Raw genomic sequence first — 19,411 nt, 5'->3', positions numbered from 1 at the left:
CAGCTGGCATGCCAAAAACATGGCTGTCCCCTTCCCTTGGTGCGGGAAGCGATCGAAACGCCTGCGACAGAGCGTCCACACTTTGCTTTTGTCATTGTTTTGCAATGACTTAAAAGATGCGATCACATCCTTGACACCCCTAGGGGCGAACACTATGGTGCGCCCGTCTTCGGGGTCGGGAAATCCTTCTCCGGTCAGGCTTGAGTGCGGATGATGGACGACCGAGACAAGACGGACGGCCATGGCGACTCGGGGCAGCCGGATGTTTCCGACGCTGAGCTATCTGGCCGGTTGCGCGGGCTAGGCAGTGCGCTGGACAAGGTGCAGGCCGAGCGGCAAGCCGAAAAGAAGGCTTCCGCCGGTGCGGACAGGACATCCTCTTCGGCCGGCATGGCGCTGGCGTTTCGGCTCGGTGCCGAATTCGTCGCGGGTGTGCTGGTTGGCGCGGGTCTGGGCTGGGTGATCGATCGTTTTCTCGGCGTCGCGCCGTGGGGAATGATCGTGTTCATTCTGTTCGGCTTCGGCGCGGGCATCGTGAACATGATGCGCGCGGCCGGAGAGTTTGGCCGCAAGGGTCCGCCGCAAGGTGGCGCCTGAGAGATTTCGGTGACGGCCTGTGCCGGGCGCCAAAGAACAAGACGGTGCCGCCTCGGCGGTGCTTGAGATGGGGGCGGGCGCCCATGGCGCCGCGTGTTGAGGGCAGCGACCGGCGATGGCCAGCGGCAACGTGATCGATCCGATCCATCAGTTCCAGATCCACAAGATCGTGGAATTGGGGCAGCCCGGCGGCGTCGAGCTCGCCTTTACCAATTCCGCCGCCTTCATGTTCGGCATCGTGGCGCTGGTGTTTTTCTTCCTCACCTTCGCTACTCGCGGCCGCACACTGGTTCCCGGGCGACTGCAGTCGATGGCGGAGCTCTCCTACGAGTTCGTCGCCTCCACTGTGCGCGGCTCGGCCGGCAATGAGGGGATGAAGTTCTTCCCCCTCGTCTTCTCGCTCTTCATCTTCGTGTTGACCGCCAACATGGTCGGCATGATCCCCTATGCCTTCACCGTTACCAGCCATCTGATCGTCACCGCCGCACTCGCGCTGCTCGTCATCCTGACGGTCATCATCTACGGCTTCGTGCGTCACGGTACCCATTTCCTGCATCTTTTCGTGCCGTCGGGCGTGCCGGCTTTCCTGCTGCCCTTCATGGTCGTGATCGAGGTCATTTCCTTCCTCTCCCGGCCCATCAGCCTTTCGCTGCGTCTCTTCGCCAACATGCTCGCCGGCCACATCGCGATGAAGGTGTTCGCCGGCTTCATCGTGATGATGACGGCCTCCGGCGTGGTCGGCTGGTTCGGCGCCGTGCTGCCGCTCTTCATGGTCGTGGCGCTGACGGCCCTCGAATTCCTGGTCGCCGCCCTGCAGGCCTATGTGTTCGCGGTGCTGACCTGCATCTATCTCAACGACGCGCTGCACCCCGGTCACTGAGCCGCGCGTCGCGGGACACCCATCCAGCCATTCAACCAATCTGACTATTCCAACAGGAGAAGATCATGGAAGCGGAAGCCGCCAAGTTCCTCGGCGCCGGTCTCGCCACGCTCGGCATGGGTCTCGCCGCCATCGGCGTCGGCACCATTTTCGGCAATTTCCTCTCGGGCGCCCTGCGCAACCCGTCGGCGGCTGACGGCCAGTTCGCCCGCGCCTTCATCGGCGCGGCGCTCGCCGAAGGTCTGGGCATCTTCTCGCTCGTCGTCGCCCTCGTTCTCCTCTTCGTGGTCTGATGCTTCTCCCCCACCTGCGCGGGCCCCAGCGGGCTCCGCGCGGGCGGGACGAGACGTCATCAGCCCTGATCGAGGAAGTCTGAACCCATGTCCGAGCCCAACGGTCCGGCCGCTATCATTGTCGCCCAGGCGTCGCCCGGCACCCTGCCGGCTGCGAGTGGTGTGGAGATTGCCGTGCCCGCAGCAGAAGCACACGGTAGCAACTTCCCTCCCTTCGACGTTCATACCTTTCCTTCGCAGCTCCTCTGGCTGGTGATTGCGTTCGCCGCGCTCTACCTGCTGATGAGCCGCATCGCCTTGCCGCGCATTGCCACGATCCTCGAAGAGCGGCATGACCGCATCGCCGATGATATCGAGGAAGCCGGCAAGCTGAAGGCGGAAAGCGAAGCGGCGGCCGAAGCCTATGAGAAGGCGCTCGCCAGCGCCCGCAACAAGGCCCATGGCATTGCCACGGAGACCCGCGACACGTTGGCGGCCGACGCGGAAGCGCGCCGCAAGGCGCTGGAAGCCGAGCTGAACGTCAAGCTCGCTGCCGCCGAAGTGCAGATCGCCGCCACCAAGACCTCGGCTATGGCCAATGTCCGTGGTATCGCGGTCGACGCGGCGGGCGCCATCGTCAACACGCTGATCGGCACCACGCCCGCGCCGAGCGCGGTCGAGGAGGCGGTCGACACCGCCATCAAGGGCTGAGGAGCGCACCATGGGTAGCGATACTTTCTGGGTCGCCGTCGCCTTCGTCATCTTCTTCCTCCTGCTCGCTCGGGCGGGTGCCTTCTCCGGCATCGCTGCCAAGCTCGATTCTCGCGGCGATCGCATCCGCCACGAGCTCGAAGAGGCGCGCCGGCTGAAGGAAGAGGCGCAGAAGCTCGTCGCCGAGTACAAGCGCCGCCAGCGCGAGGCCGAGGAAGAGGCCGAGGCGATCGTCACCATGGCCAAGGCCGAGGCCGAGCGTCTCGCTTCCGAGGCCAAGCAGAAGCTTGAGGATCTGATCCTCCGCCGCACCAAGATGGCGGAGCAGAAGATCGCCCAGGCCGAGGCGCAGGCCCTGGCCGAAGTGAAGGCGGCCGCCGCCGATGCGGCGGTGAAGGCTTCGGAAGTCCTGTTGGCCGCGCAGCTCACCGGCAGCGCCGCCGACCGTGTTCTCGATGCCGCAGTGGCCGAGGTGAAGTCCAAGCTCAACTGAGCCTCTGAGACTGTTGAATAGTGAAAGCCCGGCTTCGAGCCGGGCTTTTTCTTGGTGTTGGGGAGGTGCTATATTGCCTCTTCGAGTGGATGCGGAAGCGAGGCATGGCCGACTTTTGGGTCTATGAAAACCGGGCACACAACTATGTCCGTATCCATCGCCGGAACTGCTGCATGTGCAATAATGGGCGTGGCCTAAAGGCTAGCGCGCCGGATCCCAATGCACGCTGGCACGCCGTCGAGACCCGCGAAGAGGCAGCGCTTCTTGCGCGGCGTCTCGGTCAGGCTGTTATCGCGCAATGCGCGACCTGCGGTGAATGATCGGCGTGGCGGGCGGCGCTGCACTGGGACCGCGCCGCCTCGCATGTCAGCTTCCCATAAAGGCGACGTCGCCCGTGACGAGATCATAAACGCCGCCCGCTATCCGCACCTTCCCTTCCGCAATGGCGCTGGAAACGAGCGAGCGTTCTTTTGCCAGGCGGTCCATCGAATAGACGACGTTCTGCCGTATGGCGGCTGCGAGAGGATCGGCTGGATTCGCGGCAAGGGCGGTACGGACTGGCGCGCTCAGATGCTCGACCAGAGCCGGCAGATGACCGGGAAGGGGCTCGTGCTTCTGCTCGACGGCTACGGCCGCGGTGAGGGCCCCGCAGTTGGAGTGGCCGAGCACGAAGATGACCGGCACACCGAGATGCTCGACCGCATATTCCATGCTGGCGAGGCCCTCCTCATCGACGAAATTGCCGGCGACGCGGACGATGAACAGCCGGCCCGGTGCCTGGTCGAACACATATTCCGGGGCGACGCGGGAATCGGCGCAGGCGAGTACGATGGCGACCGGGTGCTGGCCCTTGGCCAGTGCCGCACGATTGGCAAGGAAATCCGTGCAGGTCTGCACGCCGCGCACATGGCGGGCATTGCCGGCCGCCAAATCCTTCATCACCTGATCGGGCGATGGTGCAGGCGAGGGGTTGGTCGTGGCGCAGGCGTGGCCCGCCCAAGACACGGCGCTGGCAGAGAGAGCGATGGAGGTCGCACCCCGCAGGAACGTCCGGCGCGAGAGGGGGACCGGGTCCGGCATTCTTGGCACATGGGATGGCGTCCTTGACGCCGACCCAGCGGGAGGCGGCGCGACTGAGGGTTGGCGTGGACGGCGGTGCCGATCCCAACTCGTCAGGTCACGCCGCCGTAGCGGCCAAGATGCACGTCGAGGCTGCACTCAGGCTGACTTCGGCGCTGAGTGGTGACTCAGCTGGTCCACCGCCGGGGGCGGTAGAAGGTGTGCTCGCCAATGCGATCAAGCTTGCGCATCTCGCGGATCCAGTTCGGCCGCACCGAGCGCGCATGGTAATGCGTGGCGCGGCCCACCTTCTCGTCCCAGACTCGGCCTTCCAGCATGTCGCTGGCGATTTCTTTCGCCTGATCCCACAGCGCCGGCTCGGTGACCACGTCGCGGACATTGTCGCAGGCGAAGGTGAACTGACAGGCGAAACGACGATGGGCGTTCTGGTAGACGGCCCGGCAGATGTCGGCGGGATAATAGCCGGAGAAGACGCGGTTCATCACCACCTGCGCCACCGCCACCTGGCCGCGGTAGGGCTCGCCCCGACTCTCGAAATAGACCGCTTCGGCCAGACATTTCTCCGCCCGCACGCGGCGTTTGCCGGCGAGGCCGAGCCGCTCGGCCGGCGTCGGTCCGAGCACGCTGCGCGCGAGCTTGTCCTCCGCCTTCTGCGCCTCGGTGGTGCCGGCGTCGCCGCTCGGCAGCGCGGTCATATGCAGGAAGGGCTGCGGCGGTAGGGCATTCTCCGTGAGCCCAAAAATGAAGGCCCGCTGGCGGTAAAGCGGCAGCGCCTGATCGGCCTCATCAGAAGAGGACGAAGCGGGCACAGGGCCGTCGAGCGCAGCAGCGACCGCACCGTCAGAGGGCAGCGACACTGTTGCGTCGTCCGCGGCGCCGAGGACCGCGGCGTCCTGTTCCAGCTGAGCCGGATCGCCCGTGGGGTCGCCGGCCGGTATGGCGTAGAATTCCTCTTCATCGGATAACGCCAGCGCGCCGGCGTCATCGGCATCGAGCGGATCGGTGCCGGTGCCGGCAAATCCGGCTGCCTCCGTGCCAATGCTGGTACCGGTGGCGGTGAAGCCGGTGCCATCGGAGGGCGTCACGGTACCCGCCCCGGCGAGACTCGCCGGAGTCGCCACGCCGGAGACCGCGAGCGGATCGACATCGAGCGGCGCCATTGGCGTGAGCGCCAGCCGGTCGGTCTTACCGGCGCGATTAATGTCGATGGCCAGGGCCGCCAGCGGCGGGGAACCGATCTCGGTTGGGGCCAGCAGGGCGGAGTGGCTTGGCCACGCGAAGGTGGAGGCCTTCAGCAGCCGGACGGGCTCGCCAAGGACCGAAATGCGGGCGCGTTCGGCGACACCGGGCTGGTGAGTTAGTCGGCTTAATATATCCTGACGGCCGATGCTCGTCGCGCCGACGACGAAGAGAGCCAGTGCCCACGCACCGGTAACCCCCACCCTGTGAACGCGCGCTGAGAACCGCATGTCCGCCCGTCGCCTTAACGCCACTCGACCCGTCGGAAGCCTCCGCGTGCCCGCTTTGCCACAGGCAAGGGCGGGTGCGTCCGGCCTCTTAGTTGTCGCGCATTAACCTTGCCCGACCGTTAATGACGCTTTGGGAAACGCGGGCATGTGCTCGTCAGGTGGGGCGGGGGGCGGCCGCGCGGCGCAGGCGGTCGGCGATCGCCTCCCCGAGTCCGTGGCCGGGCAGAGGCACCACGGCGATGCCGCATGCGCCTACACGGTCGAGATCGCGCAGGAAGGCGAACAGGTTGGCCGCCGCTTCCACCAGGTCTCCGGCCGGGCTGAGATCGCGCACCACGGCCGCCCTTTCGCTACCGGAGGGGCGGGCGCCGGCGAACGTGAGCAGGGCTTCGCCCGGCAGCACCTCCTGCGCGCCCAGCCGCACCGGCACGGAAGGGGCATAATGCGACGCCAGCATGCCGGGGGCGAGCGGGGCGTCGTCATTGGCCACACCCTCGGCGGCGCGATCGGCGAGGGAGCCCTTGAGCGCCGCTTCAATCGCCTCGCGCGGCAGGCCGCCGGGCCGCAACATCACGGGGCTTTCCCCCGTGCAGTCGAGAATGGTGGATTCGACCCCGACCGAGCAGGGGCCGGCGTCAAGAATCAGATCGATGCGTCCGTCGAGATCGGCATAAACATGTGCCGCCGTGGTGGGAGACACATGGCCGGAGCGGTTGGCGCTGGGAGCGGCGATGGGGCGACCGGCGGCCGTCAGCACCGCCTGCGCCACCGGGTGTGCCGGCACCCGCAGGGCGACACTGGCGAGGCCGGCGCGTGCAAGGGCGCAAGTCGCCTCCTCCAGCGCCGGCACAACCAGAGTCAGCGGGCCCGGCCAAAAATGGCGGGCAAGCGTATCCGCGGCCGGGGTAAGGAGGCCGACATGACGTGCCGCCGCGAGGTCCGGCACATGGGCTATCAGCGGGTTGAAGCTCGGCCGCCCTTTGGCAGCATAGAGATTTGCAACAGCGCGGGGATCGGTCGCGTCGCAGGCGAGGCCGTAAACGGTTTCCGTCGGCAGTGCCACCAGCCCGCCGGCGCGCAGCAGGCGCGCGGCTTCGGCGATGCCGGCGGCGTCCGCCGGGATGACGCGTGTCATGCGCACGGCCATCTCCGTTTCGTCGCTGCTTTTCTCGTCCACCGCTTGCATCTCCCGCTCAGGCGCGCTCCGATAGGACGTCACGCCGGGCCGGTCAACGGCGGGTCCGGTTCGCTCCCGCGCGCTGGGTCTGCCCGGAATCCGCAGGCGCAAGGCTGGCCCCCCACGGCGCCGTGGCATATCGTCCACCAGCCGCCGGGCCTGAACAATGAACGGCCGGAACGACCAAGGACGCCAAAGGAACGCCATGACCACGCTGCTGATCGCCCACGACGCCTGCCTTGACCATGTCACGCCCTCCGGTCATCCCGAGCGGCCGGATCGGGTGCGGGTGCTGAACCGGGTGTTCGAGGGCGAGCAGTTCGCCACGCTGGCGCGCGAGCAGGCGCCGGTGGCCGCGCGCGAGGACATTGTGCGGGTGCATCCCGAAGATTACGTCGCCGCGCTGGAAGAGGCGATGCCGGATGAAGGCATGGTGCGGATCGACGGCGACACGGTGATGTCGCCCGGCACCGGCGAGGCGATCTGGCGCGGCGTCGGCGGCGCGGTGCTCGGGGTCGACGAGGTGCTGTCGGGAAAGGTGAGCAATGCCTTCGTCTCGATGCGGCCGCCCGGCCACCACGCCGAGACGCGGACCCCGATGGGCTTCTGCCTGTTCAACAATGTTGCCATCGCTGCCCGCCATGCCCAGAAGGTGCACGGCATCGGCCGTGTCGCCATCGTCGATTTCGACGTGCATCACGGCAATGGCACGCAGGAGATTTTCTTCTCCGATCCGAGCGTAATGTATGCCTCCACCCACCAGATGCCGCTCTTTCCCGGCACGGGCGCGGTGGGCGAGCGCGGCACGACCGACAACATCGTCAATGCCCCGTTGCGTTCCGGCGACGATGGCGTGCATTTCCGCGAGGCCTTTGAAAGCCGCATCCTGCCGCGCCTGCAGGCCTTCGGTCCGGAACTGCTCATCATCTCCGCCGGCTTCGACGCGCATACGCGCGACCCGCTGGGCAACATCAACCTGCTGGAAGACGATTATACCTGGGTGACCAAGAAGCTGATGGACATTGCCGACAAGCATTGCGGCGGCAAGATTGTCTCGGTGCTGGAGGGTGGCTACGACCTCGAAGGTTTGGCGCGCTCCGCCTCTGCCCATGTCATGGCGCTGATGCGCGGCTGACCGCGAAGGGGTGAGTGCGGCGCGTGCGCCCTGTATAAGGAACGCGACTCATCTCAAGGAGAACGCGATGACCGACGCGGCGGACGTGAACGCGCTGAGCTTTGAAAAGGCGCTCGCGGAACTGGAGACCATCGTCGCCAAGCTCGAGGGCGGCAATGTCCCGCTGGAGGAGTCGATCGCGCTCTATGCCCGCGGCGAGGCACTGAAAGCCCGCTGCGATGCGCTGCTCAAGGACGCCGAGGCGCGGGTCGAAAAGATCACCCTCGGCGCCGATGGCCGCCCGTCCGGCACCCAGCCGCTGGACGGTGAGTAAGCCGGACCCTCAGCGCGAGGCACTGCCCATGGCTGTGCGCCTGCGCGCCCATCATCTGCTCTGTGTGCTGACCTTTGTCGGCAGGGGATACACGCCCGCCTTCACCGCCAATTATCGGCGCGTCGTTGCCCGCCTGAACGCGGGAGAGCCGGCCGAGCTTGTTGAGGGGCCGGATGATATCTGCGCGCCGATGCTCAAGGAGCAGGGCTCCCATTGCCGCACGGAGAGCGTGGCGCAGCGCGATGCGCAGGCCCGCGCCGCACTCGCGCAACGGCTGGGCCTGATGCTGGAACAGGGCGGACGGATCGTCCTGACCGCCGAAAGGCTGACGCAGATGCGCGCGGCCTATGCTGAAGGCGCGATGCAAGCCACCTGCACCGGCTGCGAGTGGGCCGCGTTCTGCACAGACATCGCCGGGCAGGGGTTTGCGGGGACGCGGCTTGCCGGCGTGCGGATCAGCCCGCCTGCCGGTTCCGGCAGTCCGGATTGAACACCCGTACCGTCGAGGCCGGATGACGGGCCAGCGCCGTTGGCGGGCGCACCGGGCGGCGCACCAGCTCCCCCGCGCAATTGGGGCAGATGCCGCCCAGCACCGCCCTCGCGCAGTCCGCGCAGAAGGTGCATTCGAAAGTGCAGATCATCGCCTCGCGCGAGCTCGGCGGGAGATCGCGGTTGCAGCATTCGCAGCCTGGCCGAAGCTCCAGCATGAGCCCGTCCCTTCCTTCAGTAAACGCCTGGGATCAGCCGTGCCGTGCGGGCGCTGTAGGCGCGGTATTCATCGCCGAACGTGTCCAGCATCATCTTCTCTTCGCGGCCGATGCGGAAGGCGTAAAGGATGCCGAAGCCGATGAACCCCGCCGGGCCGGCGACCCAGTTCGGGATCAGGATCAGCTGCGCCAGCGCCCACAGGAAGAAGGCCGAGTACATGGGGTGGCGCACATGCCGGTAGACGCCGCCGGTGACCAGCTTGTGCGTATCCTTGATCTCCAGCGTCACCGACCAGTTCTTGCCGAGGTCCTTATGGGTGCGGCGGAACAGCCACAGCGCCGCGACGAAGGTCAACGTGCCGAGCGCGAACTGGAGGACCGAATAGGGATAATTGGCGAAATCGAACACCCGCGAGGTTGCCCACAGCAGCGGCACGATGCCGAGGCCGGCGGTGGAGCAGGAGAGCAGAATGAGCTCGCGCAGCCGGTCGCGGGCGTCGACGACGCGCTCGCGCTTCACCTTGCGTTCGAAGGGCAGGCGGATGACGTACCAGCCGATACAGCCGGCGGCCCACACGATCTTGGCGGCGAGGAGAAGGTTCATGAAGCGTCCGTTGGTTCAGGCGATCAGGGAGCCATCCGCCGCGAAGCGACCGACCGGGCCCTCCGGGCGTGAGGACAGGTCGGCGAAGGCAAGCGGGCCGAGGGCGAACATAAAATAGTCGTAGGGCGCCTTCTGCTCGTTCGCCAGCAGGAACTGGTAATGCAGCCGCATGGCGTGCCAGCGCAGCCGCCTCAGCTTGGCGTGGGTGAGCATTTCCTTGATGTTGGCGTTGCGCAGCAGGGGCTGGCTGGCTTCCGGCTGATCAAAGCTGGTTCGGCGCAGCGTCACCGGGTGGAATTTGTAGAAATTGATCGCGTCATGCCGCGCCTGATATTCGACCCAGGTAAGGCCCGGGGTCTGCGCGACACGGGCGGCCTGCCGGCGCACCTTGCCGCCCTTGGCGTGCAGGGCGAGCTTGGGAATGGTGGCGCCGCAGGTGAGCAGGTTCACCCGCGTCGGCCCCTCCGCCAGGCCAGGATAGCGGTCCAGCGCCCGGTCGATCACGCCGAGCATCAGCGTCGCCCCGAGGCTGTGGCCGACGAGGATGATCTCGTCCTGGTCGCCGGCGCGCACCGCCTCCACCAGCACCTCGGCGAAGCGGTCAAGCCTTGCATCGACCGCAGGCGTGGCATCGTGAAGATAGTCGCGGGCAAGGTCCCAGTCGTCGAGCGCCTGATGCAGCCGCCAGTCGCGCCCCGGCCGGCGGAAGAGGCCGAAGAAGGTGGCGATGCCAGCGGCGAGCGCAGCGGCCCAAGCGAGCGGGGCCGGCAGGACGAGGCCGGCGCCCCACAGCACGAGCCCGCCCGCTGCGAGCCCGGCGGTGAGGAACAGCGCGGCGATGAGATAGGGAAAGAAGAAGAAGGCGCCGTAGCGGGGGCTGGCGCGGAAATAGCCGCGCGCCGCGCCGCCGCGCAAAAAATCCCCGAGCCCGCCGAAGCCGCGCCACAGCCGCACCGGGTCGGACCGGGCATCGAGCGTCTGGATGATGTCCTCCCACCGCAGGATTCGGTAGTCGGTACGGGTCGACCAGTTTGGACCTTTCGCGTCGATCTCCCAGCGGGCATAGGGCTGCGCGCCATCGTCGAGACGGGGCGATACTTTCACCTGGACCGACCACAATGCGCCGAAGCGCTCGGCCTGATTGGCGAAGCGGCCGTGGTGATAGTCCATTTCGGTCGGGTCATGACCGGGGAAGAACAGCATCAGCCGGCGGAAGGTCCGGCCGGCCTGCGGGGCGGCGCCGGGCGCCGCGACAGCCCCATGGGCGGGGACATCGGGCGCGGGGCGCGCAGTGGCGGCCTCCGGTCCGTCATCCCTGTCCGTCGTCGCGGTGACTCGTGCTTCCATGCCACTTTTCTAGAGTAAGCCGGGGCGTGAGGCCAATGTCGTCTGGGTCTGTCCGTCCTGTCTCCACATGCGGTTGCGTGGCTGGCTGGCCTTTGCGGTCGCGCGGGCGTGCGTTGCGCCCCTCGCTATCCTTGTGTATGCCGTTGAACTTCGCTCGGCGGCGCGCGCGCCTGTGCGCGCCTCGGCGGATGTGTTTTCGGAGCCGTTCTTGACCCGTCCCTCCACGCCGCTACTCGACACGATCCGCGAGCCGGCCGATTTGCGCCGCTTGCCGGAGGAGCAGTTGCCGCAGATCGCGGCGGAACTGCGCGAGGAGATGATCGACGCGGTTTCCGTAACCGGCGGTCACCTCGGCGCCGGGCTTGGCGTGGTTGAGCTGACCGTGGCGCTGCACCACGTCTTCGACACGCCCAATGACCGGCTGATCTGGGATGTCGGGCACCAGTGCTATCCGCACAAGATTCTCACCGGCCGGCGCGAGCGCATGCGCACGCTGCGCCAGGGCGGGGGGCTCTCGGGCTTCACCAACCGGGCGGAAAGCGTCTACGATCCCTTCGGTGCCGGCCATTCCTCCACCTCGATCTCTGCCGGGCTCGGCATGGCGGTGGCGCGCGACCTCGCGGGCGAGGCCCGCAACGTGGTCTGCGTGATCGGCGACGGCGCGATGTCGGCCGGCATGGCCTATGAGGCGATGAACAATGCCGGGGCGATGGATTCGCGCCTCATCGTCATTCTCAATGACAATGACATGTCGATCGCCCCGCCCGTGGGCGCGATGTCGGCCTATCTGGCGCGGCTTCTCTCCGGCCGCACCTACCGCTCGCTGCGCGAGACCGCGAAGCAGCTCGCCGGCAGCCTGCCGAAGTTCTTCGGCCGTCAGGCGGCGCGGGCGGAAGAGTTCGCGCGCGGGTTCTGGACCGGCGGTACGCTGTTTGAGGAACTGGGCTTCTATTATGTCGGGCCGATCGATGGGCATAATCTGAGCCATCTCCTGCCCATTCTGCGCAATGTGCGCGACGCCGAGACCGGTCCGGTGCTGGTCCATGTCGTGACCCAGAAGGGCAAGGGCTACCCGCCCGCCGAAGCCTCCGCCGACAAATATCACGGCGTCCAGCGCTTTGATGTCGCCACGGGGGCGCAGAAGAAGGCCGCGTCCAACGCGCCGAGCTATACCCGCGTTTTCGCCGACAGCCTGATCGAGGAAGCCCGCCACGACGACAAGATCGTCGCCATCAACGCTGCCATGCCGGCCGGCACGGGGCTCGACCTGTTCGGCGAGGCCTTTCCCACCCGCACTTTCGATGTCGGCATCGCCGAGCAGCATGCCGTGACCTTCGCTGCCGGGCTAGCGACCGAGGGCTACAAGCCGTTCTGCGCGATCTATTCGACCTTCCTCCAACGCGCCTACGACCAGATCGTCCATGACGTGGCGATCCAGCGCCTGCCCGTGCGCTTCGCCATCGACCGCGCCGGCCTCGTCGGGGCGGATGGGGCGACCCATGTCGGCGCCTTCGATGTGCCGATGCTCGCCAGCCTGCCCGGCATGGTGGTGATGGCGGCGGCTGATGAGGCGGAGCTCGTCCACATGGTCGCCACCGCTGCGGCCTTTGATGAAGGGCCGATCGCTTTTCGCTATCCCCGAGGCGAGGGCGTGGGCGTGGAGCGCCCGGCCCGCGGCACGCCGCTGGAGATCGGGCGCGGGCGGGTCGTCCGCGAGGGCTCGAAGATCGCCCTGCTGTCGCTCGGCACCCGGCTCGCGGCCTGTCTCGGTGCCGCCGACCAGCTCGCCGGCTTCGGCCTGTCGACAACCGTCGCCGATGCCCGCTTCGCCAAGCCGATCGACCGTGATCTGGTGCTGCGTCTGGCGCGTGAGCATGAAGTGCTCGTCGTGGTCGAGGAGGGAGCGGTCGGCGGCTTTGGCAGCCATGTGCTGACCCTGCTGGCCGAAACCGGTGCGCTGGATCGGGGGCTCAAGGTGCGCACCCTCGCCTTGCCGGACCGTTTCATCGAGCAGGATTCCCCGGCCAGCCAGATGCACGAGGCCGGCCTTGATGCGGAAGGCATCGTGCGCGGTGTCTTCAATGCACTGGGCCGCGAGGAAGAAGCCGCGCTCGCGCTGCTGCGCGGCTGATCCGGCCGCGCGCCCGGCATGGTGTCGCCCCCTTCCCCTCCCGACGGCCGTGACCGCGCCGACCGCGTGCTGGTGGCGCGAGGCTTCTTCGATAGCCGCGCCCGGGCGCAGGCGGCCATTGCCGCCGGGCTCGTCACCGCCGATGGAAAGCAGGTCTCCAAGGCTTCGGAAACCATCGCCGCCAATGCCGCGATCGCGGCGCGCGAAGCCTATGAATGGGTGTCGCGGGCGGGATTGAAGCTGGAGGCGGCGCTGGACACGGCGGGGCTTGCCGTCGAGGGCGTGGAGGCGCTCGATGTCGGCGCATCCACCGGCGGCTTCAGTGAGGTGCTACTGGCACGCGGAGCAGCGCGTGTGCATGCGGTGGATGTCGGCCATGGGCAATTGCACGCGCGACTGCGGGATGACCCGCGCGTGGTGTCGCTGGAAGGCACCGACATACGTGGCCTCTCTCCCGGAGCGGTGCCGCCTGCGGGAATGATCTCCATCGACGTGTCGTTTATCTCGCTGCAACAGGTGTTGCCTGCGGCGCTTCGGCATGCCGCCCCGAAGGCGCATCTCGTGGCGCTGGTGAAGCCGCAGTTCGAGGTGGGGCGCGACAAGCTGTCGAAGGGCGGGATCGTGAAGGATGCAGGGGCCCGCAGCGACGCGGTCGAGCGGGTCGTTGCACTCTTGCAGGATCACGGCTGGCAGGTGTTGCACCGTCTGCCATCGCCTATTCTCGGCGGCGACGGCAACGAGGAGTATCTGCTCGTGGCGGCGCGGGCGGCGTGAAGCATCAGCAGGCAGACACCGATGCAGAGGCGGCCCAGACGGGCGAGCCCAGAAACAGTCCGGCCGCGACGCCCGAACGGTGCCGATATTGATCGACCAGAGCCGAGACAAGCGAGCCATTTTCCCTGAATTATGACGCATGATGGAGCTGCTTCCCGCATGAAGGTCGTCACGCTGGAGATCGACCGCCTGGGCCACCGTGGCGATGGCATTGCCGACACGCCGGAGGGGCCGGTCTTCGTGCCGCTGACTCTGCCCGGCGAGGTGGTGGAAGTGGCACGCGAAAATGACCGCGCGCAGCTGCTGGCGATCCGCACACCGAGCCCGGAGCGCGTGGAGCCAATCTGCCCGCATGTCGGTCTGTGCGGCGGCTGCGCGCTCCAGCACTGGGCGCCGGCGCCCTATGAAACCTGGAAACGCAGCCTTGTGGTCGAGGCGCTGGCGCGGGCCGGGCTTGCCACCGAGGTGGCGCCGCTGCTCCCCGCGCATGGCGACGGGCGTCGCCGGGCGACTTTCCACGCCCGGGGCACCGGCGGCAGCGCGCCGAAAGGGCGTGACACGCTGGCGGTCGGCTTTGCCGGACGGCGCAGCCACGCGGTGGTGGCCATCGATGCCTGCCCCATTCTGGCGCCGGGACTCGACGGTGCGCTGGCGGCGGCGTGGGCGGTGGCGCAGGAACTGGTGCCGCTGGCCAAGCCGCTCGACATTCAGGTAACGGCCACCGAAACCGGGCTCGACATGGATGTGCGCGGCAGCGGCCCGTTGAAGCCGGACCGCGTCGCCGCTCTGGCGCAGATCGCGGGTGCGCACCGGCTGGCGCGTCTCACCCGCCATGGCGAACTGGTGCTGCAGCGCGAGCCGCCACTGCTCACCATGGGCCGTGCGCGGGTGGCCCTGCCGCCGGGGTCGTTCCTGCAGGCGACGGCGGCGGGGGAGGCGGCGCTGGCGCATTTGGTCATGGAAGCCGTCGATGGCGCGCGCGGCGCGGCGCGGGCGGTGGACCTGTTCTCCGGCGTCGGCACCTTCGCCCTGCGGCTGGCCGAGCGGGTGCGGGTGAGCGCCTATGAATCCTCCGCCACTGCCATCGAGGCGCTGAACAAGGCGGTGCGGGGGGCGGCGGGGCTCAAGCCGCTGGCCGGCGAGGTGCGGGACCTGTTCCGCCGGCCGCTGCTGGCGCAGGAGATGAAAGGCGTGGATGTCGCGGTGTTCGATCCCCCGCGCCAGGGAGCGGAGGCGCAGGCGCGCCAGCTGGCGGCGAGCGCGGTGCCGCTGGTGATCGGCGTCTCCTGCGACCCCGTCACCTTCGCGCGCGACGCGCAGATCCTTGCCGAAGGCGGCTACCGGCTGGAGCGCGTCACCCCGGTCGACCAGTTCCTCTATTCCTCGCATGTGGAAGTGGTGGGTGTGTTCCGGCGCTGAGCGGCGTCAATTGCCCCAGCGCTCCATCCACATGCGCTCGCCGATGGAGCAGGACACGCGCGGCTCGGCGGCGGAGGCGGGCCGCACAAGCGGCGCGGGGGGCGGGCGGACGCCGGCGATTTCCAGCACCAGCTTGGTCTTGATGGCGTCGGCGAATTCGTGCGTGCCGCGCACGGGAATGACAAAAGCGCCCGGCCCGCCGATCACGCAGTCCTCATAATAGATGTCGAGGTCGCCAATATCGAGCAGCGAGCCGCTGGCTTCCTTCAGCATCAGCGGCAGGCCGTTAATGGTGATGCCGCGCGCCACCACCGCGTCGCGGGTGACATCCACCAGCGGCCCCTGATTATTGGTGCCGTCGCCCGATATGTCGATCACGCGCCGCAGGCCACGAATGCCGTTGCCCTCCATCAGGTCGGCACCGAAGGTCATGGCGCTGGAAATGGAGGTGCGGTAGACGCGCCGCAACGGTGCCCGGCTGATCGCGTCGGCGAAGGCGCGGGCCTCGCCGGGGCTGCCGATCAGCATCCAGTCGACCACCAGCTTCTGCTCGTCCGCCCCCGCCCATTCGACATAGGCGATGGCGACGCGGCCATGCGGGCCGAGCCGCAGCGCATTGAGGAATTCCGGCGAGGTGACGGCGGCGATATAGCCCTCGCGCTGCAGCGCGAGTTCGTCGAGGTCCATGGAGTAGGACACGTCGACCGCCAGCACCAATTCGACATCGACGATCGTGTCGGCGCGGGCGAGGGCCGGTGCGCTCACACCCAGAAAGGCCGCGGCCAGGGCGGCAAAGGCACACATGCACGCCATCGCGACCTCCGTCCTTGACGGGTCTCGACGTGTCAGAGACGCGTCGTCACGATGGTGACACGAGCCTTGCCCGGCCAGAAGCCGAAAGTGCAGGCAGAAGCGCCGAGCCGATGCCGTTCGCGTGAGCGTTCGCTACCGGGGTAGCGCCCGCGCCCGCTGCCGTCAGCCGTCCAGCATCTCCGTGCCGAGGATTTCGATGCCGAAGCCGGCGACGCCGACATAGGTGCGCGCGCGCGACGCCAGCAGGCGGATGGAGGAAATGCCGAGATCGCGCAGGATCTGTGCGCCGAGGCCGACCTCGCGCCAGTTTTGGTCGCGCAGCTTGGCGGTTTCGATCTTGTCCTCGCCGCCGACGGTGGACACCGGCACGCCGGTCGTGCCGTCGCGCAGATAGACCAGCACGCCGCGCCCTTCCGCCTTGATGCGCTCCAGCGAGGCGCGCAGCGCCTTGCCGCCGGTGAACACGTCGCCAATCGGGTCGGCCCGGTGCAGCCGTACCAGCACGTCGCGCCCGTCGCCGATCTTGCCGTAGACGAGGGCGATATGGTTCACCGGCTCGAACGGCGTGACATAGGAAATGGCGTGCATCTCGCCGACGATGGTGGGCGCGGCGAATTCGGCGGTGCGGCTCACCAGCTTCTCGCGCAGCTGGCGATAGGCGATGAGATCGGCCACCGAAATGCGGGTGAGCTTGTGCGCGGCGGCGAAGTCCGTGACCTTCGGCCCGCGCATCACCGTGCCGTCGTCATTGACCAGCTCGCAGATGACGCCGACCGGCTCCAGATTGGCGAGGCGGCACAGATCCACCGCCGCCTCGGTGTGGCCGGAGCGGATGAGCACGCCGCCTTCCTTGGCGATGAGCGGGAAGATGTGGCCGGGGCGGACGAAATCCACCGCGCCGGCATTGGGGTTGGCGAGGCCGCGCACGGTGGCGGTGCGGTCCTCGGCGGAAATGCCCGTGGTGGTGCCGTGGCGGTAGTCCACCGAGATGGTGAAGGCGGTGGCGTGCGGGGCGTCGTTATCCGTCACCATCGGGTTGAGCCGCAGCCGCTTGGCGTGCTCGGCGGTGAGCGGGGTGCAGACGATCCCCGAGGTGTGGCGCACGATGAAGGCGAGCTTTTCCGCCGTCGCGAACTGGGCGGCGACGATGAGGTCGCCTTCGTTCTCGCGGTCGTCATCGTCGGTGACGACGAGCATCTCGCCACGGGCAAAGGCTTCGATGGCCGCTTCGACGCGGGCCTGCAGATTATCGCTCATGAAGGTCGCTTCCACGCTCGCCAGCCCGAGGAAATCGTTCGGCGTCACCGCGCCGCCGGTGGCGGCGGCGATGCGCGCGCCCGCTTCCCGGGAAATCCAGGCCGTCTCGTCCTTGCACAGCGCGGTGATGCTGGCGGGCGACAGGCCGACGGCGCGCGCGAAGGCGCTCTTGGTCGTGCCTGAGGTGGTGAGCCAGTCCGCGAGTTTCATGACCGACAGGCTAGGCCGTCCTGCTTTCGTCCGCAATGAAAAGATGCGGAGCTTTCAGTAATACTGAAAGAGGGGGCGCGGGCCACGCGGCAAAGCAGGCAGCGTGAAGCACCCCGTCGCCGGTTCGGGCGCGGGGCTGCGGGCCGGCACGTCGCCTGCCGCCCCGAAAAGGGGCGTGCGGGGCGCCGGGGCGGAAACCCCGGCGGTCGCCTGCACCGTGTGTGAAAAGGTGGTGCAAGCAGGTCTTCAACCGTCCGACGCGCCGCCTCCGGCGCCCCGCAACGCGGTGTTTCTAGGCTTGCTCCATGCGCGCCCGGGAGGACTGTCGCTTTCTATCCTCCCCTGTGGGGTGCTTGACGCGCCGGCACGCCCTTGCGGACGGGTCGGCGCGCGTCGCCCCGTGGCCGGTGGGAAGACCGACCGGGGACGCATGGCTTGGGCCGCCGGGCCTTGGGGTGCGTTATCCCCGCTGCTCGGCCACCGCCCCCCACCCCGCGCGAGCCGGCCGCTCCGGTTGCGCCCCCTTCGTCGGGATGAGGTGGGGCAAGGATGGCAGAGAAAATGGGGCGTGTCTAGGATTTTATTCCTCGATGAGGTCGAGCGTAAATGCCGTGGCCGCCTCCTGTTCCCGCGCCGTCATCCCGGACGGCCGTCAGGCCGATCCGGGATCGTGCTGACATCGTGCCGACATTGGAGAGCGATCCCGGCTCTTCGCTGCGCTTCGGCCGGGATGACGACGCTTGGCGATGAATGCTGCCCCTTCGCTGCCACCGGCCGCAAGCGCCGGCCTCAGCGCGGGAACGGCCATACGGGCGGCGTGCCGACCTGCCCGCGATGGCGCAGGAAATGGTCGGCGAGCACGCAGGCCACCATCGCCTCGCCCACCGGCACGGCGCGGATGCCGACGCAGGGGTCGTGCCTTCCCTTGGTGACGATCTCCGCGTCTTCACCATGGCGCGTCACCGTGCGGCGCGGGGTGAGGATGGAGGAGGTGGGCTTCACCGCGAACCGCACCACCACCGGCTGGCCGGTGGAAATGCCGCCGAGAATGCCGCCGGCATGGTTGGCGAGGAAGACCGGGCGGCCGTCATTGCCTATGCGCATCTCGTCGGCATTGTCCTCGCCGGTGAGCGTGGCGCTGGCGAAGCCCTCGCCGATCTCCACGCCCTTCACCGCGTTGATGCTCATCAGCGCCGCCGCGAGGTCGGCGTCGAGCTTGCCATAGAGCGGGGCGCCGAGGCCCGGCGGCACGCCTTCCGCCACCACCTCGATCACCGCGCCCACCGAGGAGCCGGATTTGCGGATGCCGTCGAGATAGTCCGCCATGCGCGCGGCGGCCTGCGCGTCCGGGCAGAAGAACGGGTTGCTGCCGATCTCGGCGCTGTCCCAGTTCGCCCGGTCGATGCCGATCTCGCCCATCTGCACCAGCGCGCCGGTGATGGTCACGCCAGGCAGCACCTTGGCGGCGATGGCGCCGGCGGCGACGCGCACCGCCGTCTCGCGCGCGGAGGAGCGCCCGCCGCCGCGAGGGTCGCGCAGGCCGTATTTCACGTCATAGGCATAATCGGCATGGCCGGGGCGGTAGCTCTCGGAAATCGCCGAATAATCCTTGGAGCGCTGGTCGACATTCTCGATGAGGAAGGCGATCGGCGTGCCGGTGGAAATAAGCGTGCCGTCCTCCTCGGCCAGCGTGCCGGAGAGGATCTTCACCTCGTCCGGCTCGCGGCGCTGGGTGGTGAAGCGCGACTGGCCGGGGCGGCGGCGGTCGAGCGCGGCCTGCACCTCCTCCAGCCGGAAGCGGAGGCCGGGCGGGCAGCCGTCGATCACCCCGCCAATCGCCGGGCCATGGCTCTCGCCGAAGGTGGTGACACGGAAGAGATGGCCGAAACTGTTGAAGGACATAGCGGTTCCGCCGGCGGCAGGGGAGGGGTCACGGCGCTTCTAGGCGCCCGCGCGGCGGGCGTCAAACGCGGCGCCGCACCCTCCGACCGTTGAGCGCCATGGAGAATGCGACCAATCGTG

20 protein-coding genes are annotated in these 19,411 nt (G+C 68.1%); 11 read left to right on the top strand and 9 right to left on the bottom strand.

Annotation, left to right across the window (positions count from 1 at the left end; translation table 11 throughout):
* Window positions 1-213 precede the first annotated feature (213 nt).
* The 5 genes from K9D25_RS03515 to K9D25_RS03495 all read left to right on the top strand — a co-directional run bounded on the left by K9D25_RS03515 (window position 214) and on the right by K9D25_RS03495 (window position 2,953).
* The gene (locus tag K9D25_RS03515) at window positions 214-597 is read left to right on the top strand and encodes an AtpZ/AtpI family protein (protein ID WP_244379280.1); all 384 of its coding nucleotides are present in this window, start codon (window positions 214-216) and stop codon (window positions 595-597) included.
* Window positions 598-727: 130 nt separating this feature from the next.
* Window positions 728-1,477, top strand: coding sequence for a F0F1 ATP synthase subunit A (locus K9D25_RS03510; protein WP_244450779.1), 750 nt, complete (start codon window positions 728-730; stop codon window positions 1,475-1,477).
* Window positions 1,478-1,542: 65 nt separating this feature from the next.
* A complete protein-coding gene (locus tag K9D25_RS03505; RefSeq protein ID WP_131833791.1) occupies window positions 1,543-1,770 on the top strand; it encodes a F0F1 ATP synthase subunit C in 228 nt (75 codons plus the stop codon).
* A gap of 87 nt (window positions 1,771-1,857) precedes the next feature.
* Entirely contained in the window at window positions 1,858-2,460 is a 603-nt protein-coding gene (locus tag K9D25_RS03500) for a F0F1 ATP synthase subunit B (RefSeq protein WP_244379279.1), read from the top strand.
* A 10-nt stretch (window positions 2,461-2,470) separates the two neighbouring features.
* Window positions 2,471-2,953, top strand: coding sequence for an ATP F0F1 synthase subunit B (locus tag K9D25_RS03495; RefSeq protein WP_244379277.1), 483 nt, complete (start codon window positions 2,471-2,473; stop codon window positions 2,951-2,953).
* A 366-nt stretch (window positions 2,954-3,319) separates the two neighbouring features.
* On the opposite strand, the gene K9D25_RS03490 is transcribed toward K9D25_RS03495, so the two are convergent.
* The 3 genes from K9D25_RS03490 to K9D25_RS03480 form a co-directional block, all read right to left on the bottom strand.
* Window positions 3,320-3,892, bottom strand: coding sequence for a carbonic anhydrase (locus K9D25_RS03490; RefSeq protein ID WP_244379276.1), 573 nt, complete (start codon window positions 3,890-3,892; stop codon window positions 3,320-3,322).
* A gap of 308 nt (window positions 3,893-4,200) precedes the next feature.
* Window positions 4,201-5,502: a cell wall hydrolase gene (locus K9D25_RS03485; protein ID WP_244379275.1), complete on the bottom strand. Its 1,302-nt coding sequence runs from the start codon at window positions 5,500-5,502 to the stop codon at window positions 4,201-4,203.
* Window positions 5,503-5,656: 154 nt separating this feature from the next.
* Window positions 5,657-6,649, bottom strand: a complete 993-nt coding sequence (locus K9D25_RS03480) for an L-threonylcarbamoyladenylate synthase (RefSeq protein WP_244450778.1) — start codon at window positions 6,647-6,649, stop codon at window positions 5,657-5,659.
* A 235-nt stretch (window positions 6,650-6,884) separates the two neighbouring features.
* On the opposite strand from K9D25_RS03480, the gene K9D25_RS03475 reads away from it, so the two are divergent.
* The 3 genes from K9D25_RS03475 (at window position 6,885) to K9D25_RS03465 (ending at window position 8,617) form a co-directional block, all read left to right on the top strand.
* Complete coding sequence (locus K9D25_RS03475; protein ID WP_244379274.1) at window positions 6,885-7,814, top strand: histone deacetylase family protein; 930 nt, start codon at window positions 6,885-6,887, stop codon at window positions 7,812-7,814.
* A 67-nt stretch (window positions 7,815-7,881) separates the two neighbouring features.
* Entirely contained in the window at window positions 7,882-8,127 is a 246-nt protein-coding gene (locus K9D25_RS03470; protein ID WP_244379273.1) for an exodeoxyribonuclease VII small subunit, read from the top strand.
* Window positions 8,128-8,155: 28 nt separating this feature from the next.
* Window positions 8,156-8,617 carry a DUF1284 domain-containing protein gene (locus tag K9D25_RS03465; protein WP_244379272.1) on the top strand — a complete coding sequence of 154 codons (462 nt, stop codon included), beginning with the start codon at window positions 8,156-8,158 and terminating at the stop codon, window positions 8,615-8,617.
* On the opposite strand, the gene K9D25_RS03460 is transcribed toward K9D25_RS03465, so the two are convergent.
* Genes K9D25_RS03460 through K9D25_RS03450 form a run of 3 tightly spaced genes read right to left on the bottom strand, consistent with a single transcriptional unit; the run spans window position 8,583 to window position 10,785 of the window.
* Window positions 8,583-8,834: a DUF1272 domain-containing protein gene (locus K9D25_RS03460; RefSeq protein ID WP_244379271.1), complete on the bottom strand. Its 252-nt coding sequence runs from the start codon at window positions 8,832-8,834 to the stop codon at window positions 8,583-8,585. The genes K9D25_RS03465 and K9D25_RS03460 overlap by 35 nt on opposite strands.
* A gap of 16 nt (window positions 8,835-8,850) precedes the next feature.
* Window positions 8,851-9,438, bottom strand: a complete 588-nt coding sequence (locus K9D25_RS03455) for a protein-S-isoprenylcysteine O-methyltransferase (RefSeq protein ID WP_244379270.1) — start codon at window positions 9,436-9,438, stop codon at window positions 8,851-8,853.
* Between the two features lie 15 nt (window positions 9,439-9,453).
* A complete protein-coding gene (locus K9D25_RS03450; protein WP_244379269.1) occupies window positions 9,454-10,785 on the bottom strand; it encodes a hypothetical protein in 1,332 nt (443 codons plus the stop codon).
* Between the two features lie 208 nt (window positions 10,786-10,993).
* On the opposite strand from K9D25_RS03450, the gene dxs reads away from it, so the two are divergent.
* The 3 genes from dxs to K9D25_RS03435 all read left to right on the top strand — a co-directional run bounded on the left by dxs (window position 10,994) and on the right by K9D25_RS03435 (window position 15,109).
* The gene (gene dxs / locus K9D25_RS03445) at window positions 10,994-12,916 is read left to right on the top strand and encodes a 1-deoxy-D-xylulose-5-phosphate synthase (RefSeq protein ID WP_244379268.1); all 1,923 of its coding nucleotides are present in this window, start codon (window positions 10,994-10,996) and stop codon (window positions 12,914-12,916) included.
* Between the two features lie 18 nt (window positions 12,917-12,934).
* On the top strand, window positions 12,935-13,690 hold the full coding sequence (locus K9D25_RS03440) for a TlyA family RNA methyltransferase (protein WP_244379266.1): 756 nt from the start codon (window positions 12,935-12,937) through the stop codon (window positions 13,688-13,690).
* 159 nt (window positions 13,691-13,849) lie between these two features.
* Complete coding sequence (locus tag K9D25_RS03435; RefSeq protein WP_244379265.1) at window positions 13,850-15,109, top strand: class I SAM-dependent RNA methyltransferase; 1,260 nt, start codon at window positions 13,850-13,852, stop codon at window positions 15,107-15,109.
* Between the two features lie 6 nt (window positions 15,110-15,115).
* Here K9D25_RS03435 and K9D25_RS03430 read toward each other — a convergent pair whose 3' ends face one another.
* The 3 genes from K9D25_RS03430 to aroC all read right to left on the bottom strand — a co-directional run bounded on the left by K9D25_RS03430 (window position 15,116) and on the right by aroC (window position 19,291).
* The gene (locus tag K9D25_RS03430; protein WP_244379264.1) at window positions 15,116-15,922 is read right to left on the bottom strand and encodes a DUF1194 domain-containing protein; all 807 of its coding nucleotides are present in this window, start codon (window positions 15,920-15,922) and stop codon (window positions 15,116-15,118) included.
* Between the two features lie 162 nt (window positions 15,923-16,084).
* Window positions 16,085-17,389, bottom strand: coding sequence for a 3,4-dihydroxy-2-butanone-4-phosphate synthase (gene ribB, locus K9D25_RS03425; RefSeq protein WP_244379263.1), 1,305 nt, complete (start codon window positions 17,387-17,389; stop codon window positions 16,085-16,087).
* A gap of 789 nt (window positions 17,390-18,178) precedes the next feature.
* A complete protein-coding gene (gene aroC / locus K9D25_RS03420) occupies window positions 18,179-19,291 on the bottom strand; it encodes a chorismate synthase (protein WP_244379261.1) in 1,113 nt (370 codons plus the stop codon).
* Between the last annotated feature and the right edge of the window lie 120 nt (window positions 19,292-19,411).

Source organism: Ancylobacter polymorphus, from assembly GCF_022836935.1.
Classification (GTDB): Bacteria; Pseudomonadota; Alphaproteobacteria; order Rhizobiales; family Xanthobacteraceae; genus Ancylobacter; species Ancylobacter polymorphus_A.
Note: the sequence above shows the minus strand (reverse complement) of the source record. Positions and strands in the feature narration are given on the sequence as shown.

Excerpts from the sequence above, each read along its gene's own strand:
- K9D25_RS03515 (WP_244379280.1), top strand. The coding sequence starts at position 214 with ATGGACGACCGAGACAAGACGGACGGCCATGGCGACTCGGGGCAGCCG.
- K9D25_RS03505 (WP_131833791.1), top strand. The coding sequence starts at position 1,543 with ATGGAAGCGGAAGCCGCCAAGTTCCTCGGCGCCGGTCTCGCCACGCTC.
- K9D25_RS03500 (WP_244379279.1), top strand. The coding sequence starts at position 1,858 with ATGTCCGAGCCCAACGGTCCGGCCGCTATCATTGTCGCCCAGGCGTCG.
- K9D25_RS03495 (WP_244379277.1), top strand. The coding sequence starts at position 2,471 with ATGGGTAGCGATACTTTCTGGGTCGCCGTCGCCTTCGTCATCTTCTTC.
- K9D25_RS03490 (WP_244379276.1), bottom strand. The coding sequence starts at position 3,892 with ATGAAGGATTTGGCGGCCGGCAATGCCCGCCATGTGCGCGGCGTGCAG.
- K9D25_RS03485 (WP_244379275.1), bottom strand. The coding sequence starts at position 5,502 with ATGCGGTTCTCAGCGCGCGTTCACAGGGTGGGGGTTACCGGTGCGTGG.
- K9D25_RS03480 (WP_244450778.1), bottom strand. The coding sequence starts at position 6,649 with ATGGCCGTGCGCATGACACGCGTCATCCCGGCGGACGCCGCCGGCATC.
- K9D25_RS03475 (WP_244379274.1), top strand. The coding sequence starts at position 6,885 with ATGACCACGCTGCTGATCGCCCACGACGCCTGCCTTGACCATGTCACG.
- K9D25_RS03470 (WP_244379273.1), top strand. The coding sequence starts at position 7,882 with ATGACCGACGCGGCGGACGTGAACGCGCTGAGCTTTGAAAAGGCGCTC.
- K9D25_RS03465 (WP_244379272.1), top strand. The coding sequence starts at position 8,156 with ATGGCTGTGCGCCTGCGCGCCCATCATCTGCTCTGTGTGCTGACCTTT.
- K9D25_RS03460 (WP_244379271.1), bottom strand. The coding sequence starts at position 8,834 with ATGCTGGAGCTTCGGCCAGGCTGCGAATGCTGCAACCGCGATCTCCCG.
- K9D25_RS03455 (WP_244379270.1), bottom strand. The coding sequence starts at position 9,438 with ATGAACCTTCTCCTCGCCGCCAAGATCGTGTGGGCCGCCGGCTGTATC.
- K9D25_RS03450 (WP_244379269.1), bottom strand. The coding sequence starts at position 10,785 with ATGGAAGCACGAGTCACCGCGACGACGGACAGGGATGACGGACCGGAG.
- K9D25_RS03440 (WP_244379266.1), top strand. The coding sequence starts at position 12,935 with ATGGTGTCGCCCCCTTCCCCTCCCGACGGCCGTGACCGCGCCGACCGC.
- K9D25_RS03435 (WP_244379265.1), top strand. The coding sequence starts at position 13,850 with ATGAAGGTCGTCACGCTGGAGATCGACCGCCTGGGCCACCGTGGCGAT.
- K9D25_RS03430 (WP_244379264.1), bottom strand. The coding sequence starts at position 15,922 with ATGGCGTGCATGTGTGCCTTTGCCGCCCTGGCCGCGGCCTTTCTGGGT.
- ribB (WP_244379263.1), bottom strand. The coding sequence starts at position 17,389 with ATGAAACTCGCGGACTGGCTCACCACCTCAGGCACGACCAAGAGCGCC.
- aroC (WP_244379261.1), bottom strand. The coding sequence starts at position 19,291 with ATGTCCTTCAACAGTTTCGGCCATCTCTTCCGTGTCACCACCTTCGGC.